The organism is Kitasatospora sp. MAP5-34 (assembly GCF_029894335.1).
GTDB lineage: Bacteria > Actinomycetota > Actinomycetes > Streptomycetales > Streptomycetaceae > Kitasatospora.
Genome location: NZ_JARXZC010000029.1, coordinates 57,351 through 83,331, shown reverse-complemented (window position 1 = coordinate 83,331; position 25,981 = coordinate 57,351). Strand labels below are relative to the sequence as shown.

The window sequence follows — 25,981 nt, the reverse complement described above, 5'->3', positions numbered from 1 at the left end:
TCACCTTCCGCGCGCCGCCGGGAGTATGGAGGAAGAGACAGCGGCCGGGCCGTGGTGTCGTGTCCACCGGGTCGGGGAAGATCACAAATCTTCGGTGGTCATAATGGGCCCGAGTCGATGGAGGGGTACATGACAGACAGACGGTGGCGGCGCGCGGCGGTCGTCGGGGGCGGGATCTGCGGCCTGGTGGCGGCCCGGGTGCTGGCGGACCACTTCGAGGAGGTCGTCCTGCTGGAGCGGGACGCGCTGCCGGAGGGGGCCGAACCGCGAAAGGGCGTACCGCAGGCGCGGCACGTGCACGGCCTGCTGGCTCGCGGCAGCGGCCACCTGGAGGAGCTCTTCCCCGGGCTGCGGGACGAGCTGCTGGCGGCGGGGGCGCCGCTCTTCGACCACGGGGACATGGCCTCGACGACGGTGTGGGCCGGTACCGTCCCCCGGACGAAGGTGGGCGTACCGGCGCACGCGTTCAGCCGGGACCTGCTGGAGTCCACCCTGCGCCGACGGGTGGCGGCCCTGCCGCAGGTGGCGGTCCGGGACGCCACGCCGGTGGAGGGGTTGCAGTGGGATGCCACGGCCACCCGCGTCGACGGCGTCGTGCTCAACCGGGCCGCCACCGGGACGGAGGTGCTGCCGGCGGATCTGGTGGTGGACGCCTCCGGCCGGTTCTCCGCGCTGCCGGACTGGCTGGAGAAGGCGGGCTACCCCAGGCCCCGCACGACCGTGGTGGATGCGGGACTCGCCTACTCGACCCAGGTGTTCGAGGCGCCGCCGCAGTCCTTCCTGGGTCTGCAGCAGATGAACAGCGCGCCGCACAACCCCCGGGGCACCTTCGTCGCGCGGGTCGAGGGGGACCGCTGGGTGGTGACGCTCTTCGGCGCCGGCGGCGATCACCCGCCGAAGGACTCCGACGGTTGGCTGGAGTTCGCCAAGGGCCTGGGGAACCCGGATCTCGACGGGCTGATCGCCTCGGGTTCGGCCTTCTCCGGGGTGCACCACTTCAGCCGTACCGAGAACCGCCGGACCGAGTACGCCAAGCTTGCGCGCTGGCCGGACCGGCTGATCGCGCTCGGTGACTCCGCCTGCGCCTTCAACCCGGTCTTCGGCCAGGGGATGACCGTCGCCGTCCTGGAGGCGCTCGCACTGGGGGAGGCGTTGACGCGACGCCGCTCCCGGTGCGGCGAACGGGGCGGCGAACTGGGCGGGCTGGCCCGCCGGTTCCAGCGCAAGGTGGCGGGCATCGTGCGCCTCCCGTGGCTGATGTCCATCAGCGAGGACCTGGTCTGGCACCACTACCGGGAGGGCCGGACCCGCCTGCCGCTGCTGCTCGGGGCGAGCAACTGGTACAAGCAGCGGCTGGTCCACCTGGTCGTGCACGACCCGCAGGTCTTCCGCACCTTCCTGCGGGTCTACCACATGCTCACCCCGCCCACCGCGATGGCGGCTCCACGCATCCTGGCCAAGGCGCTGTTCCGTGGGGTGAGTCCGAAGAAGCCGCAGGCGGCGCGGGTATCGGCCGGCCCGGACGCCCGGCAGGCGCGGCGTTGAGCAGGCGGTGAGCAGGAGTTGAGCAGGCGTTGAGCAAGCATGCCATTGAGCAAACGCGGCGTTAATAATTTGCAAAACCGATTCCAGCCACCATCAAGAGTGGTATGCGGTCTGCTTGTTGATGATCAGTCAGAGTGATTCGAAAAACCGGCTATGCTACTTTGCGGCTCAGCGTGCTGGATCAGTTACGCCATATCGGCCCTGTCGTTCTACGGGCCGCGTATACCGTCTGCGCGCCGCACCGCAGGCGTCGAGTCCCACTCGTCGCTCCCTGACCCTTTCGATCGTTGAGGACACTGATGCTTCGTGCTGGATCGTCACCCGGAGGCCGGCGCTCCGCTCCTGTTCTCGCGTGGCTCCTGCCCACGGTGGTGATGGCGGCAGCCGCTGCCGTCGCCGTTTCGGTGGTCTCGTCGGGCGCGCGGGTGGGAGTCGGGGCGTGCGGCGTGGTCGCGACCCTGGCCGTGGCCGCCGTCGCGGTCGAGGCGGTACGGCGCGGGCGCGCGCTCGCGGTGCTGCGTGAGCAGCACGGCCGGCTCGAGGCGGAGCTGCGGAACCAGCTGGCCGAGCAGCAGACCCAGACGGTGCGGCTGGCCGAGCGGCTGCTGCCGCAGGCCGTGGCCAGGCTCCAGCAGGGCGACTTCGTCGAGGACGTGCTGCGCGACGCCGACTCCCACGAGGGCGCCGTCACCGCCGAGTTCCAGGCCGCCCGGCAGGCGGTGCTGCGTTCGGTGCTGGAGGCGGTCGACGCGGAGGAGGGCCTGCGCGAGTCCGCGCAGCGCGCGTTCGTGAACATCGCCCGCCGGGTGCAGGCGATCGTCCACCGGCAGGCCCAGGACCTGCGGGAGATGGAGGACCGGCACGGCAACGACCCGGCCGTCTTCGACGACCTGCTGCGCCTGGACCACGGAAACGCGCTGGTCGGGCGCCTCGCGGACAGCATCGCCGTCCTCGGTGGCGCCCGCCCCGGCCGCCAGTGGAGCCGGGCGGTGCCGCTGTACAGCGTGCTGCGCGGCGCCGTCTCGCGGATCCTCGACTACCAGCGGGTGGAACTGCACCCGGTGTCCGAGGTCGCCGTCATCGGCTCGGCGGTCGAGCCGCTGATCCACGCGCTGGCCGAGCTGCTGGACAACGCCACCCGCTACTCCCCGCCGCAGACCAGGGTCCATCTGACCGCCGTCGAGGTGCAGACCGGCATCGCCATCGAGATCGAGGACGGCGGCCTGAGCCTGAGCGAGGAGGGCCGGGCCCGCGCCGAGCGGATGCTCAAGGAGGCGCAGGCCGGGATCGACCTCAACGACCTCGGTGAGACGCCCCGGCTCGGCCTGGCCGTGGTCGGGCGGCTCTCGCAGGCGTACGGCTTCCAGGTCTCGCTGCGGCCCTCCGCGTACGGCGGCGTGCGCGCGGTGCTGATCGTGCCGCAGGAGCTGATCACCACGGCACCCGCCACCGGCCGGGCGCACGGTATCGGCGCCTCCTCCGGGCCCCGCCCGGCGGGCTCGCCCGCTCCGGTGGCCGGCCGCTCGCTCGCCGGTCAGCAGACAGTGACGGTGGGGGAGGACGAGGCGCCGATGGTGAGCGAGCGGACGCCGAACGGGCTGCCGCAGCGGCGCCGCCGCCACGCGGCCCCCTCGGCCGCCGAGAGCCAGGCCCCGGCGCTCCGGGCCGCCGTACCGAACCTTCCGGAGCCCAGGGTCGCCGCGCACCGGGCCGCCGAGTACCAGGCCGCCGAGCCGACGGCCGCCCGGCCGGCCGACGCACCGGTGCAGCCCGGTATGTGGCTGGCCGCGTTCCAGGGCGGGGTGAACGGCCAGGCCTCCAACGGCCAGGCTCCGGCCGGCCAGGCTCCGGCCGGCCAGGCCCCCAACGGCCAGACCGCCCAGCCGGGCCAGCCGCCGGCCACCGCTTCGGTCGGCCACAACAGTGACGAGTCGTCATCAGGTAAGGGTGAGCAGTGATTCAGCAGCGGGCCAACATGGACTGGATGCTCAAGGATCTGGCGGACAGCGTCCCGCAGACGCGTCACGTGGTCGTGCTGTCCTCCGACGGGCTGCGGATGGCCCAGTACGGTACGGACACCGACACGGCCGACCGCCTCGCGGCGGCCTGCGCGGGACTGCAGAGCCTGGCGGGCGCCGTCGCCACCGAGTTCCCGCACGGTGACGGGCGGATGCGGCTGGTGGTCATCGAGATGGGTGGCGGGTTCTTCTACCTGATGGCGGCCGGCGCTCGGGCGTACCTCGCGGTGCTCGCGGACGAAGGGGTCGACGCCGGGCTGATGGGCCAGCGGATGCGGGATCTGGTGGCCCGGATCGGTGAGCACCTCAGTACCCCGCCGCGCAGCGGCGAGCAGGTCGCATGAGTGGAACGGACCACGAGTGGGACGAGGGCAACCCCGAGCGGCTCTACGTGATCACTCGTGGACGCAGCGGCTTAGCCGAACGGACCGTCCTCGACCTGGTCACGCTGATCGTCTCCCGCTCGAAGCCGCAACCGACGATGCAGCCGGAGCACGCCGCGATCCTGCGGCTCTGCCACTCGCCGCTCTCGGTGGCGGAGATCTCCGCGTACCTGCGGCTGCCGATGAGCGTGACCACCGTGCTGCTCGCGGACCTGCTGGCGGACAAGCGGGTCGAGGCGCGGGCGCCCGTCCCGCTGGCACAACTCCCTGACCGTGCCCTGATTGAGGCGGTGATGCATGGACTTCAGAAGCTCTGAGACGGTAGTGGGGCCACGGAGCGAGGACACTCTGCCGTCCTCGGCCGCCACCGCGGTCAAGGTGGTGATCGTCGGCGGATTCGGGGTCGGAAAGACGACCCTGGTCGGTGCCGTGAGCGAGATCCGGCCGCTGACCACCGAAGAGACGATGACGCAGGCCGGTGCCGACGTCGACGACATCGCGGGGGTCGAGCGCAAGACCGCGACCACCGTGGCGATGGACTTCGGCCGGATCAGCATCAACGACGAGCTGGTGCTCTACCTGTTCGGCACACCCGGGCAGCAGCGGTTCTGGTTCCTCTGGAACGGCCTGTTCGAGGGCGCGCTCGGCGCCGTCGTCCTGGTCGACACCCGACGCCTCGAGGTCAGCTTCGACGTGATCGGGCGGCTGGAGGAGCGCGGCGTGCCGTTCGTGGTCGCGCTCAACAGCTTCCCCGAGTCCCCGTCCTACCCGACGGAGGAGCTGCGGGCGGCGCTGGACCTGCCGCCCGAGGTGCCGATCGTCGAGTGCGACGCCCGCACCCGGGAGTCCAGCCGTGACGTCCTGATGGCGCTGATGCGTTACCTCTACTCCCTGACCACTCCAACACCCTGACCCCGGAGAGACCGTGACCACGCCGGCACCAGACCAGTCCCCCGCCGACTCCGCCCTCGCCCCGCCGCCGGGGTGCCCGGCGCACGGGCTCGGGCTCGGTGCCGACAGCCTCGGTGCCGGTGGCCTCCGGCGGCTGTACGGGCCGGAGGCCGAGGCCGACCCGATGGGCCTGTACGAGAAGCTCCGGGCTGAGCACGGCGCGGTCGCGCCCGTCCTGGTGCAGGGCGACCTCCCGGCCTGGCTGATACTCGGCCACCGGGAGAACCTGGACGTCGCCCGCACCCCCTCCCGGTTCTCCCGGGACTCCCGCCGCTGGCACGCGATGCAGGAGGGAAAGCTCGGGGTGGACCACCCGCTCGCGCCGATAGCCGGGTGGCAGCCGCTCTGCAACTTCGCCGACGGCGAGGAGCACGAGCGGCTGCGCGGCGCCGTCACCGAGAGCCTCGCGCGGTTCGACCGCCGGGGCATCCGCCGGTACGTCACCCGCTTCGCCAACCAGCTGGTGGACGGCTTCGCCGAGGACGGCCGGGCCGAGCTGGTGACCCAGTTCGCGGAGCACCTGCCGATGCTCGTCATGACGCAGCTGCTCGGCATGCCCGAGGAGTACGGCCCCCGGCTGGTGACGGCCGCCCGCGACATGATCAAGGGCACCGAGACCGCCCTCGCCAGCAACGATTACGTCGTGGCGGCCCTGCGGCAGCTGGTGGACCGCAAGCGCGCCACGCCCGGCCCCGACTTCGCGTCCTGGCTGATCAGCCACCCGGCCGAACTCGCGGACGACGAGGTGATGGAGCACCTGCGGCTGGTCCTGATCGCCGCGTTCGAGACCACCTCGAACCTGATCGCCAACGCGGTGCGCATGATCCTCACCGACCGCCGCTTCCGCGCGCACCTGACCGGCGGTCACATGACCCTGCCGGACGCGCTGGAGCAGGTGCTCTGGGACGAGCCGCCGTTCACCACCATCCTCGGCCGCTGGGCGACGGGTGACACCGAGCTGGCCGGTCACCAGATCAGGACCGGCGACATGCTCCTGCTCGGCCTGGCCGCCGGGAACGTCGACCCGGCCATCCGGCCCGACCCGACCGAGCCCGTCCTCGGCAACCGCTCCCACCTGGCCTTCGGCGGCGGGCCGCACGAGTGCCCCGGCCAGGACGTCGGCCGCGCCATCGCCGACACCGGCATCGACATCCTGCTGACCCGCCTGCCCGACCTGCGGCTCGCCGTCCCGGAGCACGAGCTGCGCTGGACCTCCTCGCTGATGTCTCGTCACCTGGTCGAGCTGCCAGTGGAGTTCACCCCGCGCCGTCCCAAGCGGCCGGATGAGGAGACCCGGGCGACCACCGTCTCCACCCCGGTCCCGGAGCCCGTCCAGGCCCCTGCGGCCGTGGCCGCCGAGCCGGTTCAGGTCCAGGTGCCGCAGCGGCGGCGTTCGTTCCTGGACTGGCTGCTGCGGCGGCGCTGACACTGCGCCTGAGGGGCGCGGGGCAGAGCCCCGCGCCCCTCAGGTGGCTATCCGTCGAGCTGTTGCCACCACCAGGCCGCCGCCGGCACCGGAAGGGGGTCGGTGCTCGGGTCGGTCGGGGTGTCGCGCCAGGTGATGCCCCAGGTCGCCCCCGGCACGGGGAGAGGGTGCCGGTTGCGCGGGCTGGCGTAGCGCGGCGCGGTGTTCATCCACTGGACGCAGCCCACGATGTAGTGGCCCAGGGCCTCGAGGTAGCGGAGCAGCTCCGGGCCGGCGCTCGCGGCGAGCTGCTCACGCAGCCGCAGGAAGAGCCCCATCGTGCGGTCCCGCACGGCCACCGCGTCCGCGAGTGCCTCCTGCGGGGAGCAACCACGTTCGTGCGCTAGGACGTTGACGAGGTTCTGCTCCAGCGCCTCCTGGTCGTCCTCCTTCGCGTACGAGAACAGGTCGTTGTCGCAGCTGACCACGAACCCCGCGACGTCGGTGAGGGCCTGGACGCCGTCGGAGTACAGCTCCTCGGGGGGCACCTCGATGCCCCGGGCGAGCATGCTCCAGGCGAGCGAGAACCGCGTCCCGTTGATGGATGGCCGCATGGCGACGTAGTCGGCCAGGCCGGGCATGATGCCGCGCTCGGTGTTGCCGGACTGCCAGGCGGCGCCGAACAGCCAGTCGCGCAACCCGTCGGCGACGAGCCGCAGTTCGACGGGCGTGGTGGCCGCCCGGGTGCGGGTCACCAGGTCGTCGAGGGCGGTCGTCAGCGGGCCGGGGCCCAGCAGCGCGGCTCCCGGCGTCTCCAGGCAGCGGGCCACCCGGGAGTTGAAGTCGACGACGCGGGCCGTGGTCGCCGAGACCGAGCCGGTGTCGTGCACGGTGTCGTCGAGTGCGAACGCCCAGTGGTTCCAGAGGATGAAGAGCAGCAGCTTCTCCTCGTCCCCGTCCGGGATGAGGCGGCAGCTGAAGTCGGTGCTGTGGGTGGCGATGCCCCAGGCCCGGTCGGTCTCGTTCTCGTACAGGCCGAAGGCGTCCACCCAGGCGATGGCCCGCTGCTCCAGCCGGGCGGCGTCCGGGTGGATGGCGGGGGTGATCGGGCAGTAGAAGGCGGGGAGTTGCCAGCCGATGGCGGGCGGCCGAGTGGTCAGCTCGACGGGAGGCGCCATCTCAGTTGCTCCGCAGACGGAAGAGCAGGATCCGGGTCTCGATCGAGCGGTCGCGCCAGACCCGGAAGAACCTGCCGTGGGTGAGAGCCGACTCGGCGAGCCGCTCGCGGGCGATCGGGGAGGACTCGCCGGCCTGCTCGATGCGGTCGAGCTCCAGGGCCGTCCACGCCATGCTCTGGACCCAGAACTCCGTCACCCGGTCGGTGATGTCCTCGTCGTCCTCCAACACGAACCCGGCCTTCCGGGCGGCCGAGATGTACTCGGTCAGCGTGCCCAGCCGGGTCTTGTAGTAGCCGTCGATGAACGAGGTCCACTCGGGGCGGCGCACGAAGTGCTCCTGTATGCCGAACCAGCCGCCGGGCCTGATGGCCTGGGCCATGTTCTCGAAGAGCACCTCGCGGTCCATGTAACCGGAACTCTCGAAGGCCACCGCCGCGTCGTACCGGTTCTCGTCCCGCAGGTGGTGCACGTCGCCCAGCACCGGGGACACCAGGTCCGCCACACCGGCCTGCCGGGCGAAGTCCGCGATGACCGGGACGTGGTCACCGGCGACCGTCAGCGCCGTCACCGAGGACCGGTGCCGCTGCGCCCAGTAGATGGACCCGCCGCCGAGCCCGCAGCCCACGTCCAGCAGGTGTGCGGGCGGGTTGGCGGCCACGTTCCAGAGCGTGGCCGCACGCTCGACCATGGCCTCCTGTGCGGCGACCAGCCGCCGGCGTATGACGTCCTGTGAGACCGTCGTGTTGGGGGTGTCCCCCGGCTCGAACAGGCCGAGGTGGTAGTGGACTCGGGGACCGGGGCCGTACTTGTGCAGGATGTCGAGGGTCTTCCTCGAGTAGTAGAGCGGTACTTGCTTCTCGTCGAATCCCATGTCGTCCGCGACGGCGGGTCTTACTGCAAGGTGCTGGTCCACCGGGCTCCTCTCGATGTCGATTTCCGGAATGCAACGCTCCGGCTGTCCCCCGCATGATCGATTTCAATCACATCTGCGGTGTGTTTGGGACAGTTTCGAGAGAAGACTGGCTTGATCTGCACCAAAGTTGGCATGGGGGAGACCCTTGACAGGGCCACGGCAGAATGGTTCGAGAGGGGTGGGCGAGGCGGGGCGGGCGAGGCGGGGTGGAAAGCAGCGTGGAAAGCAGAAAAGACCGAGGGCCTCCTCACCGTCGTGAGAAGGCCCTCGGTCCGTCTGTGCGCCGCCAGGGACTCGAACCCCGGACCCGCTGATTAAGAGTCAGCTGCTCTAACCAACTGAGCTAGCGGCGCGTGCTGACTCGGGAAACTGTACGCGACTCGGGCCGGATCGCCGAATCGTGACGGTTTGAGCACCCTCCGTGGCCCCGGCGGCGGTCACGCCTCCGGGTAGTGGCAGGCCGCCGCGTGGTCCCGGCCCGGGGCGGCCTGGGCGAGCGGTGGGGCCTGCTGTTCGCAGCGGCCGCGCCGGTCGGCGTCCAGGGCCGCGTAGACCTGGCAGCGGGTGCGGAAGCGGCAGCCGGTCTGGCGTTCGGTCGGCGAGGGCGGGTCGCCCGCCAGCAGGACGCGGGTCCGGGCCCGCTCGGCGGGCGGGTCGGGCAGTGGGACGGCCGACAGCAGGGCCCGGGTGTAGGGGTGCCGGGGCTGCTCGAAGACCGCCTCGACCGAGCCGGACTCGACCGTACGGCCCAGGTACATCACGCTCACCCGGTCCGAGAGGTGCCGGATCACCGAGAGGTCGTGCGAGACGAAGAGGTACGCGAGCCCCAGCTCGGCCTTGAGCTGCTGGAGCAGGTTGAGCACCCCGGCCTGGACGGAGACGTCCAGCGCGGAGACCGGCTCGTCCAGCACCAGCAGCCGGGGCTGGACGGCGAGTGCGCGGGCGATCGAGATGCGCTGCCGCTGGCCGCCCGAGAACTGGTGCGGGTAGCGCTCCGCGTGGGCGGGTTCGAGCCCGACCTGCCGCAGCAGCTCGGGCACCCGGCGGGCGATCAGCTCGCGCGGGGCGTGCTGGGCGAGCAGTGGTTCGGCGATCACGTCGCCGATCGGCAGCCGGGGGTCCAGGCTGGCCATCGGGTCCTGGAAGACGATCTGGATGTCGGCGCGGAGCTTGTGCGCGCCCGCGCGGTCGAGCCCGGCGGTGTCCTGCCCGAGCAGTTCGATCCGGCCGGACTCGGGTCTGCCCAGCCGCAGCAGCTCGAACAGGGTGGTCGACTTGCCGGAGCCGGACTCGCCGACCAGGCCGAGCGTCTCGCCGTGCCGGATGTCCAGCTCGACCCCGTCGACGGCGTACACGTCGCCGACCCGGCGCTTGAAGACCGTCCCCTTGAGCACCGGGAAGGTCTTGGTCAGGCCGGTCACCCGCAGCACCTGCTCGCGCTCCTCGCGCGGCACCGAGACGGCGGGCGGCGGCACGGTCGGCACCGGGTAGACCTCGCTCGGGGCCGGCCGGCGCTCGGCCAGCTCGTCCGCCCGTACGCAGGCGGCGAGGTGGCCGTCGGTACCGGCGAGCGGGGGCTCCGCCGTCCGGCAGCGGTCCTGCACCAGTGGGCAGCGGGCGGCGAACGGGCAGCCGGGCGGCAGGTCGCCCAGCGCGGCCGGGTTGCCGGGGATCGGGACGAGCGGGCCGCCGCCGGTGTCCAGCCGGGGGACGGCACCGATCAGTCCGAGGGTGTACGGGTGCCGGGGGCGCGCGAACAGCTCGTCCACGCCCGCCGTCTCGACCACGCGCCCGGCGTACATCACCGCGACCCGGTCTGCCATCCCGGCGATCACGCCGAGGTCGTGCGAGACGAGGACGAGCGCCGCGCCGGTCTCCCGCTGGGCCTTGCGCAGCACGTCCAGCACCTGGGCCTGGATGGTGACGTCGAGGGCGGTGGTCGGCTCGTCGGCGAGCAGGATGTCCGGGTCGTTGGCGATCGCCATCGCGATCATCGCGCGCTGGCGCATGCCGCCGGAGAACTCGTGCGGGAAGTTGTCCAGCGCCCGCTCCGGCTCGGGGATGCCCACCAGGTCCAGTAGTTCGGCCGCGCGCTTGCGGGCGGCGGCCCGGTCCAGCGACTGGTGGATCCGCAGCGCCTCGACGATCTGGTCGCCGATCCGGTAGACGGGGGTGAAGGCGGACAGCGGGTCCTGGAAGACCATCGCGATCTTGTTGCCCCGGATCTTGGCCAGTTCCCGGTTCGGCAGTCCGACCAGCTCCCGGCCCTCCAGCCGCACCGAGCCGCGTACCGAGGCCGACCCGGGCAGCAGCCCGAGTACGGCGAGCGCCGTCACCGACTTGCCGGAGCCGGACTCGCCGACGATGCCCAGCGTCTCGCCGCGCTTCAGCCGCAGGTCGACCCCGCGCACCGCCGGTGCGGCGCCGAAGTCGACGGCCAGCTCCTTGACTTCGAGCAGATCCCGGGACTCGATCAGATCCGTGATCACTTGCTGCTCCGGGAGGTACGGGCGGGGCGGGCCGCCTCGGTCGTGGGGTCGAGGGCGTCGCGCAGCCCGTCCCCGATCAGGTTGATGGCCAGCACGAAGAGCACCAGCAGCCCGGCGGCGAAGTAGAACAGCCAGGGGAAGACGGGGGCCTGGTCCGTACCGGCGGCGAGCAGGGTGCCGAGCGAGACGTCCGGTGCGCGGACGCCGAAGCCGAAGTACGAGAGCGCGGTCTCGCTCATCACGGCGCCGCCGACCGCGACGGTGGCGTCGGTGATCAGGAAGGACGCGACGTTCGGCAGGATGTGCCGGACGATGATGCGCAACGGGTGGACACCCATGAACTGCGCGGCGCGGACGAATTCGCGCTCCCGCAGTGAGCGGGTCATCGAGCGGATCACCCGGGCGGTGATCATCCAGTTGAACGCGGCCAGCAGCACGACGAAGGCGATCCAGCCGGCGCCCTTCAGCTTGGGCGAGATGATCGTGATGATCAGGAAGCTGGGGAAGACCAGCAGCAGGTCGACCAGGAAGGTCAGCCCCCGGTCGATCCAGCCGCCGAAGTACCCGGCGCAGGCGCCGACCAGCGAGGCGACCACGGTGGAGAACAGCGCGACCAACAGGCCGATGATCAGCGACTTCTGCAGCCCGCGCACGGTCTGGGCGAAGACGTCCTGGCCGAGCCCGTTGGTGCCGAACCAGTGCGTGCCGGACGGGGGTTGGCGCAGCGCGCTGTAGTCGGGGGTGGCGTAGTCCCAGTGGGTGATGAACGGGCCGCCGAAGGCGAGCAGGAAGAGCAGCAGCACGATCGTGCCGCCGACCAGCACGCCCTTCGCCGCCGTCAGGCGGGACAGCACCAGCCTCAACCGCCCGCCGGGTGCGGGGGCTTCGGCGGCGGGAAGGGTGGCTTCGGTGATCAACGTGGTCATGGTCGTCGCCCCTCAGGTCCGGACTCGCGGGTCCAGCGCGGCGGTCAGTACGTCGGCCAGGAAGCCCGAGGCCAGCACCACCACCGCGGCGAACAGGTTGACCGCGACCACCGAGTTGACGTCCTGCTCGTTGATCGCCTGGATGAACCACTCGCCCATGCCGTGCCAGCCGAAGATGGTCTCGGTGAAGGCCGCGCCGGTGAAGATCCCGAGGAAGCTGTAGGCGAACATCGTCGACATCGGGATGATCGCCGTCCGCAGCCCGTGCTTGATCAGCGCCTGATTGCGGGTCAGCCCCTTGGCCTCGGCGGTGCGCAGGTAGTCGGAGCCGAGCACGTCCAGCATGGTGCCGCGCTGGTAGCGGCTGTACAGGGCGAGCCCGCCGAGGGCCAGGGACAGCGTGGGCAGCAGCAGGTGCAGCGACCAGTCGGCGAGGTGGGCGCCGATCCCGCCGGCCAGCCCCGGGGTCTCGTAGCCGGTGAAGGGGATCACCTCCTGCCCGGTGGCGTCCTTGGCGGCGATCGCGCCGTTCTTCAGCAGCAGTGCCAGCAGGAAGACCGGGGTGGAGAGCAGGACGAAGGAGAAGAGCGTGAGCGCCCGGTCGGAGATCTTGTACTGCCTGACCGCGCTCCAGGCCCCGCCCGCCACGCCGAGCACCATCCCGAGCACGCTGCCGATCAGCAGCAGCCGCAGCGAGACCCAGACGCGACGGCCGAAGTCGTCGTTGACGGAGGTGTCGTGGATGGTCCGGCCGAGGTCGCCGTGCAGCACCAGGTCCTTGGCCCAGGTGCCGAAACGTTCCACCACCGGGGTGTGGTCGTTGAGGTTGAGCGCGGTCAGCTGGCGGTCCACCGAGGCGGCGGACGGCCGGGGCTGCTTGGCCTCGAAGTACGAGCGCGGCCCGAGGGCCGAGGCGGAGAGCGCGTACGCGAGGAAGACCGCGACGAGCAGCAGCGCGGCGTAGTAACCGAACCGCTTGGCGAGGTATCTGATCACCGCCCACCGCCGGGGAGGCGGTTCGTGGACCTGGTCGACATGATCATTTGCCTTCGCTCAATGGGTGGTTGACGCACCTTCGCGCAGCAGTTCTACGGTACCGACCGGTCGGTCGTCCAGGGGTCTCGCACGAGCCACCTGGCGTTCTGTGAGAAGTGCCTGGTCAGAGTGTTGCAGTGACTTACTGACGGAGTATTACCGCAATATTGCCGACTGTTTCGTTTCGATCAGAAGTGAACACAGACCCCTGGTGGAGCTGCTGATGCGCTGTTACGTTCTGCTCGCTGGACACCGAATTGGCTGCCCATGCTCAAGTGCTGCCACACCTGGCGGCAACTCACTCTTCGAAATCTCTTGGGGGAACCCCTCATGGACGCATCCACCACAGCCCGTGGTCTCGGTCGGGCCGCTGCTCTCGCCATCGCCCTGGTGCTGACCGTGACGGGCTGCAGCTCCGGCGGGTCGGGCTCGGGTGATGTGGCGAAGAGCGTGGTGCCGACCCAGAACGCCCAGGACAACAACCCGCAGCCGCTGGACAACATCAAGGACGGCGGCGAGTTCCGGGCACCGCTCCAGCAGTGGGTCACCCAGTGGAACCCGTACCAGGTGGACGGCAACTACGGCGACGCGGTCGAGATCATGACCTACGTCGAGGCGAAGATCTTCCACACCGACGCGACGGGCGTCTTCCACCCGGCACCCGAGTACCTGACCTCCGCCGAGGTCACCTCGACCTCGCCCGAGGTGATCACGTACAAGATCAACCCCAAGGCCAAGTGGTCCGACGGCAAGCAGCTCAGCTACCTGGACTTCCAGGCGGTCTGGCAGGCGTCCAACGGCAAGAACCCGGCCTACAACCTCAACTCCTCCACCGGGTACGAGCAGATCTCCTCGGTGAAGCAGGGCGCGAACCCGCAGGAGGTGCAGGTCACCTTCGACAAGCCGTACGCCGACTGGCAGAACCTCTTCAACCCGCTGCTCCCGGCCGCCGGCATGTCCACCCCGGACGAGTTCAACAAGGGCTGGATCGAGAAGGTCCCGATCACCGGCGGGCCGTTCAAGATCGGCACGATGGACAAGACGGCCCAGACCGTCACCCTCGTCCCGGACCCGAACTGGTGGGGCCCGAAGCCCAAGCTGGACAAGATCACCTACCGGGTGCTGGACGCCTCGGCGATGACCCAGGCGTTCCTGAACAACGAGATCGACTACGCCTCGGCCGGTTCGGCGACCTCGTACGGGCAGCTCAAGGACGCCAAGGACGGCGTGATCCGGACGGGCACCCCCTGGGACGAGGTGCACATCTCCTTCGGCGGCAACGGTGTGCTGGCCGACCAGGCCGTCCGCCAGGCGATCGGTCACGCGGTCGACCGCGACGCGTTGATCAAGATCGCGAACCAGGGCGTTCCGGTGACGTTCAAGCCGCTCGACAACCACCTCTTCATGACCAACCAGACCGGCTACCAGGACAACGCGGGCGACTGGGTCAAGTTCGAGCCGGGCGTCGCCAACCAGATGCTGGACAAGGAGGGTTGGCAGAGCCCCGGGGCCGGCCAGACCCGTACCAAGAACGGCGCGCCGCTCGAGCTGCACTTCGTGATCAGCGACGGCTCCGCCCAGTCCCAGCTGGACATGGCCACGGCCCTGCAGAACATGCTGCAGCAGATCGGCATCAAGCTCGACGTCGACAAGGTCTCCAGCAAGGACTACTTCACCAAGTACATCAACGTCGGCAAGTTCGACCTGGCCAGCTGGCGGAACACCGGCTCCTTCCCGCTCTCGGTGGGTGTCGCCAACTTCCAGATGCCGCAGGGCGACAACGTGTTCGGCAACTTCTCCAAGCTGAGCACCCCGGAGATCGACTCGCTGCTGAAGCAGGCCGCCGGGACGCTCGACCCCACGGCCGCCGCCAAGCTCTACAACCAGGCGGACGCGCAGATCTGGGCGCTCGGCCACACGATCGAGCTCTACCAGCGCCCGAGCATCGTCGCGGTGCGCAAGGGGCTCGCCAACTTCGGTGCGAGCAGCCTCGCGGACACCGACATCGTCAAGGTGGGCTGGCAGAAGTAACGCCTGTTCAGGGCTGCCGAGCGCAGGGCGAACCGTAGGACGGACCGGGACGAACTGCAGGCGGCGCTGGTGAGCAGCGCGGTGATCACGAGGCCGGTGGTGCGGACATGGGCGGCGCGGCGAACCCGCCCCCCATGTCCGGCCATCGGCCTTGACCTTCCGCGTTGCCCGCAGACCGCCCGCGTCGCCGTTCCAACTGGGGAGGAATCTAGCGGGCCGGACGGTACGCACCCCAGACCTGGCCTCGGGCACGCCCGGGGGAGGGCGAGCTGTCACCCGGTTCGCGCACTACGCCGTCAACTCTCGCTGACGAGGGCTCAGAACGGACGCAACCCGTCGGCCCGCCCGGCGTGACGTACGTGCGCAGGGGCCTGCCCGGTGCCAGGATCACGGAGACCCGACTGTTCACCGTCTGGCTGCTGCACGCCCGCTACGTGAAGAGCGGCGCGTCCCAGTGGGTGCTGCCGGTCGCCGCCGTCGCGACCCTGGCCTGCACGGCCGCCGGGCAGAGCGGCGTCCTGCTCGCGGGCCTGGTCGCAGCCGCCGCCATCGCCGCCGGCATCGTCCTGCACGCCCGTCAGAACTCCGTGTGAGGATGGGGGACCTTCCGACCGCCTGAGGAGCAGCGCATGCCGTCCGCACCCGAACAGCTCGCCGATCTGCCGTACGCACACCTGCTCCGGCCGCACACCGGCCCGCTGCGCCGGGACGACCGCTACGACACCGCGCGCTTCGAGGGCCCGTACGAGGGTCCGGCGAACGGCGCGAGCTTCCTGGAGTGCGCGTTCACCGGGGTCGAGCTGAGCGGTGCCAAGCTGCGGCAGGCGCGGTTCAACGAGGTCTGGGTGCAGGGCAGCCGCTGGGTCGCCACCGAGCTGTCCGAGAGCGAGTGGCAGGACGCGGCGTTCGTCTCCACCGTGCTGGCGGGCATCTCGGCGTACGGGTCGGCGCTGCGCCGGGTGGTGTTCCGGCAGTGCAAGTTGGAGTCGGTGAACCTGCGGGGTGCGGTGCTGCGGGACGTGGTCTTCGAGGACTGCCTGCTGCGCGACGTCGACTTCGGCGGGGCCAGGCTGACCGACGTCTCGGTGCCGGGTTCCACCTTGGAGGAGGTCCGGTTGAACGGTGCCGAGCTGAAGAAGGTGGACCTGCGCGGTGCCGTCCGGCTCGGGCTGCCCGACGGCCACCAGGGGCTGCGCGGCGCGATCATCGACACCAGCCAACTCTTCGAGCTGGCACCGCAGTTCGCACACGCTCTGGGAATCAGTGTGAAGGACTCCTGAGTATCGGCCCACCCCGGCGTTCATCTCGCTGTCGTTCGGCGAAGCGCTGACGAACAGTCCGACAAGCCTTGCCGGAACCATGGCCTACCGCCCCGGGCTGCGCCAAGATGCTCCGCGACCGGTGTCGTGAACACAACGTGTGTGCACAACATCGCTAGCGAAGGGACGGGCGGCCCAGATGGCTGACTTCAGTCGTAGGAAGTTCATGGCGCTGTCGGCGACGGCGGCGGCAGGCGTGGCGGCGGTCGGTTCGACCGTCGGGGGCGCGGCTGTGGCCTCGGCCGCCCCGGCCTCGGCCACGACGCTGAGCACGACCGGCACCATCGCGGACGCCCAGCACATCGTGATCCTGATGCAGGAGAACCGCAGCTTCGACCACTACTTCGGCACCCTCAAGGGCGTCCGGGGCTTCGCTGACCGCAGCGCGATCCAGATAGCCAACGGCTACAGCGTCTTCAACCAGCCGAACGGCCTGTTCAGCCGCCAGTACCCGTGGGCCTTCAACCCCAGCGGCGCGTCGGGCAGTACCGAGACCACGGCCCAGTGCAACGGTGACCTCTCGCACGCCTGGTCGGACCAGCACAAGGCCTGGAACGGCGGCAAGATGGACTCCTGGGTGTCCGCCAAGGGCACCGTCCGCACCCTCGGCTACCTGCAGCGGAACGACATACCCTTCCACTACGCGCTCGCCGACAACTGGACGATCTGCGACTCGTACCACTGCTCCACCCTGAGCGCGACCGGCCCGAACCGCACCTTCCACTGGTCCGGCATGATCGACCCGGGCGGCACGGCGGGCGGCCCCGCCTACGACGGCGGCGACGAGAAGGGCCTGCGCTGGGAGACCTACGCCGAGGCGCTGGAGAACGCCGGTGTCAGCTGGAAGGTCTACCAGAACGCCGCCGACAACTTCGGTGACAACGCCCTCGCCTACTTCACCCAGTTCTCGGGCGCCCCCGCCGGCAGCTCGCTGGCCGTCAAGGGTATGGGCTCCGTCCCGCAGGTCACCGGCCGGACCCCGGACGACATCGCCGCCGCGATCCGCGCCGACGTGCTGAACGGCACCCTCCCGCAGGTCTCCTGGGTCGTCGCCGACCAGCAGTCCTCCGAGCACCCGTACGCGACGCCCGAGGACGGCGCGCACTTCGTGCACATGGTGATGGACGCCCTGAACGCGGACGCAGGTGTCTTCAACTCCACCATCATGCTGCTCAACTACGACGAGAACGACGGCTTCTTCGACCACGTCCCGCCGCCCTCGCCCCCGGCCGGTACGGCGGGCGAGTTCTACAGCAACACCGCGATCGGCCTCGGCTTCCGCGTCCCGCTGATCGCCATCTCACCCTGGAGCAGAGGCGGTTGGGTCAACTCCGAGGTCTTCGACCACACCTCGGTGCTGCGCTTCCTGGAGCAGTGGACGGCCGCCATCGGCTCCCCGGCCACCTGCCCGAACATCAGCGCCTGGCGCCGCAGGGTCTGCGGCGACCTGACCAGCGTCTTCGACTTCACCAGCCCGGTGTACGGGATGCCGAGCCTGCCCGACACCTCGCAGACCATCGGCCTGTCCACCTGCGGCCCGCTGGGCAACCCCTCGCCCACCAACAACGCGCTGCCGGCCCAGGAGCCGGGCACCCGCCCGGCCCGCGCCCTGCCGTACCAGCCGAACGCCAACCTCGACCACCTGGAGTTCGGCTCCAGCGGCGTGATGAAGGTCTGGCTGAAGATGGCCAACGAGGGTGCGGGTGCCGTCAACACCACCCACTTCGCGGCCTACGCCAACGCCTACCGCAGCGGCGGCCCGTGGCAGTACACCGTCGACCCGGGTACCGACACCAGCGACTTCTTCAACTGCGGCACCAACTACGGCAACGGCCAGTACGACCTGAGCGTGACCGGCCCCAACCGCTTCCTGCGCCGCTTCAAGGGCGACGCGACCAAGCCCGGCAAGCTGGTCTCCGCCACCGCCTCCTACGCGGTGGAGCCCGGCACCGGCCAGCTGGCGATCTACTTCGCGATGGCCAACACCGGTACCACGTCCGTGACGTTCACCATCACGTCCAACCAGTACCGCACCGACGGCCCGTGGAAGTACACCGTCCCGGCGGGCGGCCACACCAGCGACTACTTCAACGCGGTCGCCTACCAGAACGGCTGGTACGACTTCACGGTGACGGTCGACTCCGACTCCACCTGGTCCCAGCGCTTCTCCGGCCACCTGGAGTGCGGCGCGGCGAGCATCAGCGGCTGAGACCGACCGGCAGGGGCGCCGGGTTCCGCTCGATCAACGAGCAGAACCCGGCGCCCCTGCTGCCGGCCGGCGCTCAGTCCCAGGGGTCGCCCTCGGCGGTCATGTTCTCGGCGGCCAGGCGGTCCTCGTCCGTCAGCTGCGGCTTCATCGGGGTCTGCTCGGCCTTCTTCTCGACATCGACGGCGAACGCGTCGGCCGCCTCGTCGTGTGCCAGCGCCGCGCGTGCGGCGGGGTCCTCGTGCTCGTGGGCCTTGGACCGGAACCTGTCGAAGATGCCCATGTCTCCTCCTCGGGTCGGTCGGACCGATGGGCTGCCCTCACTGTCACACTACGTCGCCGGACCCGCCACCGGGAGCGCCCCGGACACCCCGTTGGCCCCTCAGCGCGGCGGCAACGGTGGGCGCCGGAGGTCCGGGCGCGGAGTGTCCGGTGGCGGGGGAGTGGCGGGCGGGGAGTCCTCCGCCAGCTCCAGGGCCAGCCGGACGGCGGCCGCCAGGTCGGTGTGGTCGCCCCGGGCCCAGTCGTGCGGGGTGCGCAGTACGTGGACGTCCGGTTCGACGCCGTGGTTCTCGACCGACCAGCCGACCCCGCCGGTGAACCAGGAGGCGTTCTTCGGCACCGAGATCTGCGTCCCGTCCCCGAGCGTGTGCCGCCCGGTCATGCCGACCACGCCGCCCCAGGTGCGGGTGCCGACCACCGGGCCGAGCCCGAGCAGCTTGATGGCGGTGATGATCACGTCGCCGTCCGAGCTGGTGGCGTGGTCGGCGAGCGCGACCACCGGGCCGCGCGGGGCGTCCCTCGGGTAGCGGACGGGACGCCGCCCCCGGCTGAAGTCCCAGGCCAGCACACGGCGGGTGAGCTTCTCCAGCACCAGTTCCGAGACGTTCCCGCCCGCGTTCCCGCGTACGTCCAACACCAGTGCGGCGCGGTCGAGTTCGCGCCGCAGGTCGCGGTTGAACTGGGCCCAGCCGGAGCCGCCGAGATCCGGGATGTGCAGGTAGCCGCACTGCCCGTCGCTGAACTCCCGTACCAGGCGCCGCCGTTTGACCACCCAGTCCTGGTACCGGATCGGCCGTTCGTCGGTCAGCGGGGTCACCGCGATCCGCCGTACCGGGCCGTCCGGCCCACGGCGGAGGGCGAGTTCGACGGTGGTGCCGCCGGTGCCCGCGAGCAGCGGGTACGGGCCGCGCACCGGGTCGGGCGGGCGGCCGGAGATGGCGACCAGCTCGTCGCCGTCGCGCAGCCCGTACCCGGCGAGCGGGGCGCGGGCCCGGGGGTCGGAGGACTCGCCGGGCAGGATGCGGTCCACCAACCACCGTCCGTCCGGGGCCCGGTGGACGTTGGCGCCGAGCAGCCCGAACGGCTGCTGCACGGCCGCCGGGCCCTCGCCGCGCCGGGCCGGGGTGACGTACGCGTGCGAGGTGCCCAGCTCGCCGAGGAGTTCGCGCAGCAGGTCGGCGAAGTCGTCCGGCCCGGCGATGCGCATCAGCAGCGGCTCGTACTGCTCGACCAGTGCGGGCCAGTCCAGGCCGCACATCCCGGCGTCCCAGAACTGGTCCCGGACGATCCGGGCCGCCTCACGGTACGACTGGCGCCACTCGTCGGCCGGGTGCACGGTGTGGGTGATCCGGCGCAGGTCGATGGCGAGCGGGGAGCCGGGGGAGGAGAGCTGGTACAGCTTGAGCACCCCGGCCGAGAAGACCGCCACCGCGCTGCCGTCGCCGGAGACCGAGAAGCCGTCCAGCCGGTCCACCAAGGTGGTGCGGGTGCCGCGCGCCAGGTCGAAGTACTCGAGCGACGGGTGGCCCGAGGTGTCGGCGGGGTTGGCGAAGGTCTGGCCCAGCGCGCCGGAGATCGGCCAGCGCAGCCAGAGCAGCCCGCCGCGCACGGCGGCCGTCGCCGAGTACTTGGAGGCGATCACCGGGAAGGGCACCAGGCGGCTGGAGAGGCCCTGCGGATCGACGGTGACGCTGCCGTCGCCGCCCGCCTCGTGCGGGTCCAGGCCGACCGGCGGCCGTCCCTCGGCCGGTGAGGCGAACGGGGACGGCGTGTCGGCGGAGAGCGGCACCAGGTAGGGGCGGCAGCCGAGCGGGAAGGACAGGTCGCCGGTGTGCACGTCGTGCACCGGGTCGAAGCCGCGCCAGGAGAGGAAGGCCAGGAACCGGCCGTCCCGGCTGAAGACCGGGTGCTCGTCCTCGAACCGCCCGCCGGTCACGTCGATCTGCAGTTCGGGCGCGTCCACCCGGGCCAGCTTGATGCTGCGCAGCGACCGCCCGGCCACGGGCTGCGACCAGGTCAGCCAGCGCGAGTCCGGCGAGAACCCCGGGCTGGTGGCCGGACCGTACGGGGAGGCGGCGACCTCGCGGACCGTTCCGTCGGCGGTGTCGACCAGCAGCAGCCGGCCGTCCGAGGTGGTGACGGCCAGGGTGCGGCCGTCCGGGGTGGCCGCGATCTCGATCACCCGGCCCAGCTGCCCGGCGGCGATCCGCCGGGTCGGGGTGTCGGGGCCGTCGCGGGCGGGCAGCGGGGCCAGCTCGATCGCGTCCTCGCCCTCGGCGTCGGTGACCCAGGCGAGGCTGCCGGTGTGGCCGAGCAGTACGGGCAGCCTGGTCCGCACCCCCGGGGTGTCGGCGAGCACCCGGGCCGGGCCGTCCCGGTGGGTGAGCCAGTACAGGCTGCCGCGTACCGTGATCGCGCTCGCCCGGCCGGTGTAGTCGCAGATCAGGTCCTTGACCTGGGTGGCGGCCGTGACTTGGTACGGGCGGCGCCCGGCCCGCGCGCCGCCGAGCGGGACGTGCAGGCGGCGGGGGGCGGGCGCGTCCAGGCTGTCCAGCAGCCAGAGGTCGCCCGCGTGCTGGTAGACGATCCGCGTCCCGTCGGTGGCGGCCTCGCGGGCGTAGTAGGAGGCGTGGTCGGTGTGCCGGCGCAGGTCGGTGCCGTCCGGGCGGCAGGAGTAAAGGTTGCCGACGCCCTGGTGGTCGGAGAGGAAGGCGATCCGGCCGCCGACGGGCATCGGCGAGGACAGGTGGCCGGGGTGGCCGGGCAGCAGCTCGTCGGCGTCCAGCCAGAGCCGGCCGGTGGCACCGCCCCGGTAGCGCTTCCAGGCGGCGGGTTCGTGCGGGGCGGCGGCGGTGAGCAGCACCGTGTGCTCGGCGCCGACCTGGGCGTCGTCGACCGGCCCCCAGGGCATCCGGCGGCCGGGCGAGCCGTCCGGCGGCAGCGCGTACGCCCAGGTGTAGTGCGCGAACGGCTCGTGGTACGAGGTGACGGCGAGCACCTCGCCGTTCGGCAGCCAGCCGCGCACCCGGGTGTCCTGGCTGCCCCAGTACGTCAGCCGGACGGCCTCGCCGCCCGCCGAGGGTGCTGTCCAGACCTCGGGAGTGAGGGCCTGCCAGCTGGTCCAGGCGATGGTGGCGCCGTCGGGGGACAGGCGTGGGTGGCTGGCCCTGGTCCGGTCGCAGCTGACCCGCCAGGCGCGGCCGACCGTGCCGTCGGCGTGCAGCGGGGCCGCCCAGACGTCGTCCTCGGCGGTGCAGGTGAGCAGGCCGCCACGCAGGTGGGGGTACCTCAGATAGCCGGGCGCGGTCACGTCTCCATGGTTCGGTCCGGGCGGGCGGCCCGCAACCGGGCTCACGGAGCATCAGCGCGAGGGGCCGGAAACGACTGCAGGGCCTCCTCGCCGTCGCGAGAAGGCCCTGCAGTCCGTCTGTGCGCCGCCAGGGACTCGAACCCCGGACCCGCTGATTAAGAGTCAGCTGCTCTAACCAACTGAGCTAGCGGCGCCTGCTGACGAAGAGAACATTACCTGGTCAGCGGCCGAAACTCACAATCGGGGCCGGTCGCCGACCCAGGGCGCCGGCGAAGGTCCGGCGAGCCGCGCCGGACGGCTGGTTTGTCACATTTACGCTGCTCCGGGGGAAAGGGGGCAGTCGGAGAGGAACCGGCGGTTCGTGGCCCAGCTGTCGCTGCCCTTCCTGGTGCTGCTCGCCTCGGTCGTCACGATGCCGCCGGCCCGGCGGACCGGCGTGCCGCAGCCCGTGCTGATGACGGTGCTCGGGCTGGTGATGGCGGTCGTGCCGCAGATCCCGAACGTGACGATCGACCCGGAGCTGATCCTCCCGCTGGTGCTGCCACCGCTGATCTTCGCGGTGGCCCGGCGCTCGTCCGAGATGATCGCCGCCTCCCGGCGCGAAGTCCTGACGGCCCGTGGGGAGACCGGGGCCGACCCGGAGATCGCGGACGAGGTGATGCGCGGTCCGGACCTTCGTTCCGGCTCGGCTCGCCTCCGGCCGCTCCGACCCGCCGGTGACGGTCGGTTGAACACCGTTCGGCGCACCCGTGACGCGTCGCCAGGGCGCGTAGGCTGGCCGGGGCAGGCCGTCAACGGAGTCGGCCCACCCTCCCCCGTACCGCCGGACCTCGCGAAACCCTCCCGCCGGGCCCTGCCGGTAACCCCTGATCCGGACGAGTCACGAACGACTCGCGGATGACTGACGGATGACTCACAAGGAGAAACCGATGTCGGACCACGCCACCGGCGGCCGTACCCCGCTGAACCGGCTGCCGCAGTGGGAGGCGCTGGCCAAGCACCGCGAGGAGTTCGGTGAGCAGCACCTGCGCGAGCTGTTCGCGGCGGACCCGGAGCGTGGCAGCCGCTACGCGCTGCGGGTCGGCGACCTGCTGGTCGACTACTCGAAGCAGCTGGTGACGGACGAGACCCTCGCCCTGCTGCGCGAGCTGGCGACGGCGACCGGTGTGGCCGGGCTGCGGGACGCGATGTTCCGTGGCGAGAAGATCAACATCACCGAGGACCGCGCCGTCCTGCACACCGCGCTGCGCGCCCCGCGCGACGCGGTGATCGAGCTGGACGGCGAGAACGTCGTCCCCGCCGTGCACGCGGTGCTGGACAAGATGGCCGCCTTCGCCGACCGCGTGCGCAGCGGCGAGTGGACCGGGCACACCGGCCAGCGGATCAGGACGGTGGTCAACATCGGCATCGGCGGATCGGACCTCGGCCCGGCGATGGCGTACGAGGTGCTCCGCTCCTACAGCGACCGGGGCATCGCCGTCCGCTTCGTCTCCAACGTGGACGGCGCCGACCTGCACGAGGCGGTCCGCGACCTGGACGCCGCCGAGACGCTGTTCATCGTCGCGTCGAAGACCTTCACCACCATCGAGACCATCACCAACGCGACCTCGGCCCGGGACTGGCTGCTCACCGAGCTGCGCGCCGACACCAGCGCGGTGGCCAAGCACTTCGTCGCGCTCTCCACCAACGCCGGGGGCGTCGCCGACTTCGGCATCGACGTGGCGAACATGTTCGAGTTCTGGGACTGGGTCGGCGGCCGCTACTCGTACGACTCGGCGATCGGCCTGTCGCTGATGATCGCGATCGGGCCGGACAACTTCCGGCAGATGCTGGACGGCTTCCACCTGGTCGACGAGCACTTCCGCACCGCGCCGGCCGAGCAGAACGTGCCGCTGCTGCTGGGCCTGCTCGGGGTCTGGTACGGCGCGTTCTTCGACGCGCAGGCGCACGCGGTGCTGCCGTACTCGCACTACCTCTCGAAGTTCACCGCCTACCTGCAGCAGCTGGACATGGAGTCCAACGGCAAGTCGGTGGACCGGGACGGCAACGCCGTCCAGTGGCAGACCGGCCCGGTCGTCTGGGGCACCCCCGGCACCAACGGCCAGCACGCGTACTACCAACTGCTGCACCAGGGCACCAAGATGATCCCGGCCGATTTCATCGGCTTCGCCGAGCCGGTCGCCGACCTGCTGCCCGGCCTGGTCGCCCAGCACGACCTGCTGATGGCCAACTTCTTCGCCCAGACCCAGGCGCTCGCCTTCGGCAAGACCCCGGAGGAGGTCGCGGCGGAGGGCGTGCCGGCCCGCCTGGTCGCGCACAAGACCTTCAAGGGCAACCACCCGACCACCACCATCCTGGCCGCCGAGCTCACCCCGTCGGTGCTGGGCCAGCTGATCGCGCTGTACGAGCACAAGGTGTTCGTCCAGGGTGCGGTCTGGAACATCGACTCCTTCGACCAGTGGGGCGTCGAGCTCGGCAAGGTGCTGGCCAAGCGCATCGAGCCGGTCCTGCTCACGGGCGAGGGCGCCGACCACCTGGACAGTTCCACCGCCGCGCTGGTGGCCGGCTACCGCGAGCTGCGCGGTCGCTGACGCCGGCCGACAAGGGCGCGGGGCCCTGCCCCGCGCCCCGTCGAATTCCCGTTTGCCCTGGTCACCCGGTGGATTACACTGCTGCTGCTTCTCCGTGAGGATGGGGACGGCGCACATCCCAGGAGGCTGTATGTTGTCGGCGATCGGCTTGGACGGCGTCTCGGAGACCGTCTACCGCGAGATGCTGGCGCATCCGCAGGACGATCTCGGCCAACTCGCCGAACGCCTGGGCATCGACGACGATCAGCTGCGGGCGTCCCTGGAGCGGCTGACCGCACTGGCACTGGTCGACTGCTCTCCCGACGCTGGTGAGTACTGGGCGCAGAGCCCCATCCGCAGTGTCGGGGTGCTGCTGGCGCATCAGCAGAGTGAGCTGGCGATGCTCCGTCAGCGGGTCGAGGAGTCCCAGGCCGCAGCCACCCTCCTGCTCACCCAGTACGCCGAGGTGTGCCGTGACGCCGAGGCGGACTGGGAGGAACTGACCGGGATAGCGGCGATCCGGTCCAGGCTCTCCGAGTTGAGCGCCCGGGCCGAGTACGAGATCGTGACGCTGGCTCCCGGGGGCGCTCACAAGGAGGCGGACCTGCTGGCCAGCCGGGAGCCCAACGCCCTGCTGCTGGAGCGCGGCGTGCAGGTGATGACGGTCTACCAGGACAGCGTTCGCAACGACCAGCCCACCGTGAACCACGTGCAGTGGCTGGCGGACCATGGCGCGAAGGTCGGCACGGTGGCGTCACTGCCGATCCGCATGATCATTTTCGATCGGAAGATCGCTGTTCTCCCCACGGACACCAGTGACGCCGCGAAGGGGGCGAAGCTGGTCCAGGACACCAGCACCATCACCGCCCTCTACGCGCTGTTCGACGAGATCTGGAACCGGGCCACGCCGTGGACTCCCCGGCAGCCGCGCACGGAGGTCGGCCTCACCAATCAGGAGCTCGAGACCTTGCGCCTGCTCGGCTGTGGTTACACCGACGACGCGATCGCCCGGCGGCTCGGTATCTCCCACCGCACCGCCAGGCGCATCGTCGCCAACCTGATGGTCGTGCTCGGCGCCGGGAGCCGGTTCGAGGCGGGTGTCCACGCGGTGCAGGACGGCTGGATTCCCAGCACTCGCTGATCGCGGGACCGAATCCGCCCGATGCTTTCCGGGTGACATTTCAAACCGTCGCCGTCAGAATTCTCCGGTGCGACGGTCCGCCCGGGAATTGCGCGGCGCTGCGTCAGTTTCCCCAGGTGACGTCCTGCGGAATCTGCTCGGCGGTGACTGCGGAATTCGGGGCGGCGGATACGGAGATGTTCTTTGCTTCACCCGGTGCGGTAGTGGCGACCATGGCGCAGCCGGCGACGGCAACAGCAAGCAGAATGTTTCGGACCGTGGTGCTCACGTACATGACTT

General features: G+C 70.9%; 21 protein-coding genes and 2 tRNA genes. 13 read left to right on the top strand and 10 right to left on the bottom strand.

Features of this window, described 5'->3' with window-relative positions; all coding sequences use genetic code 11:
- Positions 1–129: 129 nt before the first annotated feature.
- From P3T29_RS22520 to P3T29_RS22495, 6 genes are all read left to right on the top strand, one after another.
- Positions 130–1,545 carry an FAD-dependent monooxygenase gene (locus P3T29_RS22520; protein ID WP_280718380.1) on the top strand — a complete coding sequence of 472 codons (1,416 nt, stop codon included), beginning with the start codon at positions 130–132 and terminating at the stop codon, positions 1,543–1,545.
- 299 nt (positions 1,546–1,844) lie between these two features.
- Positions 1,845–3,503 (top strand): ATP-binding protein, encoded by a 1,659-nt coding sequence (locus P3T29_RS22515; protein WP_280718378.1) that lies wholly within the window; start codon positions 1,845–1,847, stop codon positions 3,501–3,503.
- Entirely contained in the window at positions 3,500–3,907 is a 408-nt protein-coding gene (locus P3T29_RS22510; protein WP_280718377.1) for a roadblock/LC7 domain-containing protein, read from the top strand. Before P3T29_RS22515 ends, P3T29_RS22510 begins: the two co-directional genes overlap by 4 nt.
- Entirely contained in the window at positions 3,904–4,263 is a 360-nt protein-coding gene (locus P3T29_RS22505; protein ID WP_280718376.1) for a DUF742 domain-containing protein, read from the top strand. Before P3T29_RS22510 ends, P3T29_RS22505 begins: the two co-directional genes overlap by 4 nt.
- Positions 4,244–4,858, top strand: coding sequence for an ATP/GTP-binding protein (locus P3T29_RS22500; RefSeq protein WP_280718375.1), 615 nt, complete (start codon positions 4,244–4,246; stop codon positions 4,856–4,858). The genes P3T29_RS22505 and P3T29_RS22500 overlap by 20 nt, the downstream gene beginning before the upstream one ends.
- Positions 4,859–4,871: 13 nt before the next feature.
- A complete protein-coding gene (locus P3T29_RS22495; RefSeq protein ID WP_280718374.1) occupies positions 4,872–6,323 on the top strand; it encodes a cytochrome P450 in 1,452 nt (483 codons plus the stop codon).
- A 47-nt stretch (positions 6,324–6,370) separates the two neighbouring features.
- Here P3T29_RS22495 and P3T29_RS22490 read toward each other — a convergent pair whose 3' ends face one another.
- The 6 genes from P3T29_RS22490 to P3T29_RS22465 form a co-directional block, all read right to left on the bottom strand.
- Positions 6,371–7,480, bottom strand: coding sequence for a hypothetical protein (locus P3T29_RS22490; RefSeq protein ID WP_280718373.1), 1,110 nt, complete (start codon positions 7,478–7,480; stop codon positions 6,371–6,373).
- Between the two features lies 1 nt (position 7,481).
- A complete protein-coding gene (locus tag P3T29_RS22485) occupies positions 7,482–8,351 on the bottom strand; it encodes a methyltransferase domain-containing protein (RefSeq protein WP_280718372.1) in 870 nt (289 codons plus the stop codon).
- A gap of 321 nt (positions 8,352–8,672) precedes the next feature.
- Positions 8,673–8,746, bottom strand: a tRNA-Lys gene (locus P3T29_RS22480).
- A gap of 84 nt (positions 8,747–8,830) precedes the next feature.
- Positions 8,831–10,867, bottom strand: coding sequence for an ABC transporter ATP-binding protein (locus P3T29_RS22475; RefSeq protein ID WP_348532855.1), 2,037 nt, complete (start codon positions 10,865–10,867; stop codon positions 8,831–8,833).
- A gap of 11 nt (positions 10,868–10,878) precedes the next feature.
- Entirely contained in the window at positions 10,879–11,808 is a 930-nt protein-coding gene (locus tag P3T29_RS22470; RefSeq protein WP_280718370.1) for an ABC transporter permease, read from the bottom strand.
- Positions 11,809–11,820: 12 nt separating this feature from the next.
- On the bottom strand, positions 11,821–12,804 hold the full coding sequence (locus tag P3T29_RS22465; RefSeq protein ID WP_280718369.1) for an ABC transporter permease: 984 nt from the start codon (positions 12,802–12,804) through the stop codon (positions 11,821–11,823).
- A 369-nt stretch (positions 12,805–13,173) separates the two neighbouring features.
- Here P3T29_RS22465 and P3T29_RS22460 point away from each other — a divergent pair, with 369 nt between their 5' ends.
- The 4 genes from P3T29_RS22460 (at position 13,174) to P3T29_RS22445 (ending at position 18,402) form a co-directional block, all read left to right on the top strand.
- Positions 13,174–14,874, top strand: coding sequence for an ABC transporter family substrate-binding protein (locus P3T29_RS22460; RefSeq protein ID WP_280718368.1), 1,701 nt, complete (start codon positions 13,174–13,176; stop codon positions 14,872–14,874).
- A 350-nt stretch (positions 14,875–15,224) separates the two neighbouring features.
- Positions 15,225–15,467, top strand: a complete 243-nt coding sequence (locus tag P3T29_RS22455) for a hypothetical protein (RefSeq protein WP_280718367.1) — start codon at positions 15,225–15,227, stop codon at positions 15,465–15,467.
- A gap of 36 nt (positions 15,468–15,503) precedes the next feature.
- The gene (locus tag P3T29_RS22450; protein ID WP_280718366.1) at positions 15,504–16,154 is read left to right on the top strand and encodes a pentapeptide repeat-containing protein; all 651 of its coding nucleotides are present in this window, start codon (positions 15,504–15,506) and stop codon (positions 16,152–16,154) included.
- 178 nt (positions 16,155–16,332) lie between these two features.
- The gene (locus P3T29_RS22445) at positions 16,333–18,402 is read left to right on the top strand and encodes a phospholipase C, phosphocholine-specific (protein WP_280718365.1); all 2,070 of its coding nucleotides are present in this window, start codon (positions 16,333–16,335) and stop codon (positions 18,400–18,402) included.
- A gap of 73 nt (positions 18,403–18,475) precedes the next feature.
- Here the strand turns inward: P3T29_RS22445 and P3T29_RS22440 are convergent, their stop codons facing one another.
- From P3T29_RS22440 to P3T29_RS22430, 3 genes are all read right to left on the bottom strand, one after another.
- The gene (locus P3T29_RS22440) at positions 18,476–18,682 is read right to left on the bottom strand and encodes a hypothetical protein (RefSeq protein WP_280718364.1); all 207 of its coding nucleotides are present in this window, start codon (positions 18,680–18,682) and stop codon (positions 18,476–18,478) included.
- Between the two features lie 99 nt (positions 18,683–18,781).
- Entirely contained in the window at positions 18,782–21,991 is a 3,210-nt protein-coding gene (locus tag P3T29_RS22435) for a S41 family peptidase (RefSeq protein WP_280718363.1), read from the bottom strand.
- Between the two features lie 120 nt (positions 21,992–22,111).
- A tRNA-Lys gene (locus P3T29_RS22430) sits at positions 22,112–22,185 on the bottom strand.
- 167 nt (positions 22,186–22,352) lie between these two features.
- On the opposite strand from P3T29_RS22430, the gene P3T29_RS22425 reads away from it, so the two are divergent.
- The 3 genes from P3T29_RS22425 (at position 22,353) to P3T29_RS22415 (ending at position 25,702) form a co-directional block, all read left to right on the top strand.
- On the top strand, positions 22,353–22,892 hold the full coding sequence (locus P3T29_RS22425) for a hypothetical protein (RefSeq protein WP_280718362.1): 540 nt from the start codon (positions 22,353–22,355) through the stop codon (positions 22,890–22,892).
- 28 nt (positions 22,893–22,920) lie between these two features.
- Positions 22,921–24,582, top strand: coding sequence for a glucose-6-phosphate isomerase (gene pgi, locus P3T29_RS22420; protein ID WP_280718361.1), 1,662 nt, complete (start codon positions 22,921–22,923; stop codon positions 24,580–24,582).
- A gap of 130 nt (positions 24,583–24,712) precedes the next feature.
- The gene (locus P3T29_RS22415) at positions 24,713–25,702 is read left to right on the top strand and encodes a helix-turn-helix transcriptional regulator (RefSeq protein ID WP_280718360.1); all 990 of its coding nucleotides are present in this window, start codon (positions 24,713–24,715) and stop codon (positions 25,700–25,702) included.
- Positions 25,703–25,805: 103 nt separating this feature from the next.
- Here the strand turns inward: P3T29_RS22415 and P3T29_RS22410 are convergent, their stop codons facing one another.
- Positions 25,806–25,970, bottom strand: a complete 165-nt coding sequence (locus tag P3T29_RS22410) for a hypothetical protein (RefSeq protein ID WP_280718359.1) — start codon at positions 25,968–25,970, stop codon at positions 25,806–25,808.
- Positions 25,971–25,981: the final 11 nt, after the last annotated feature.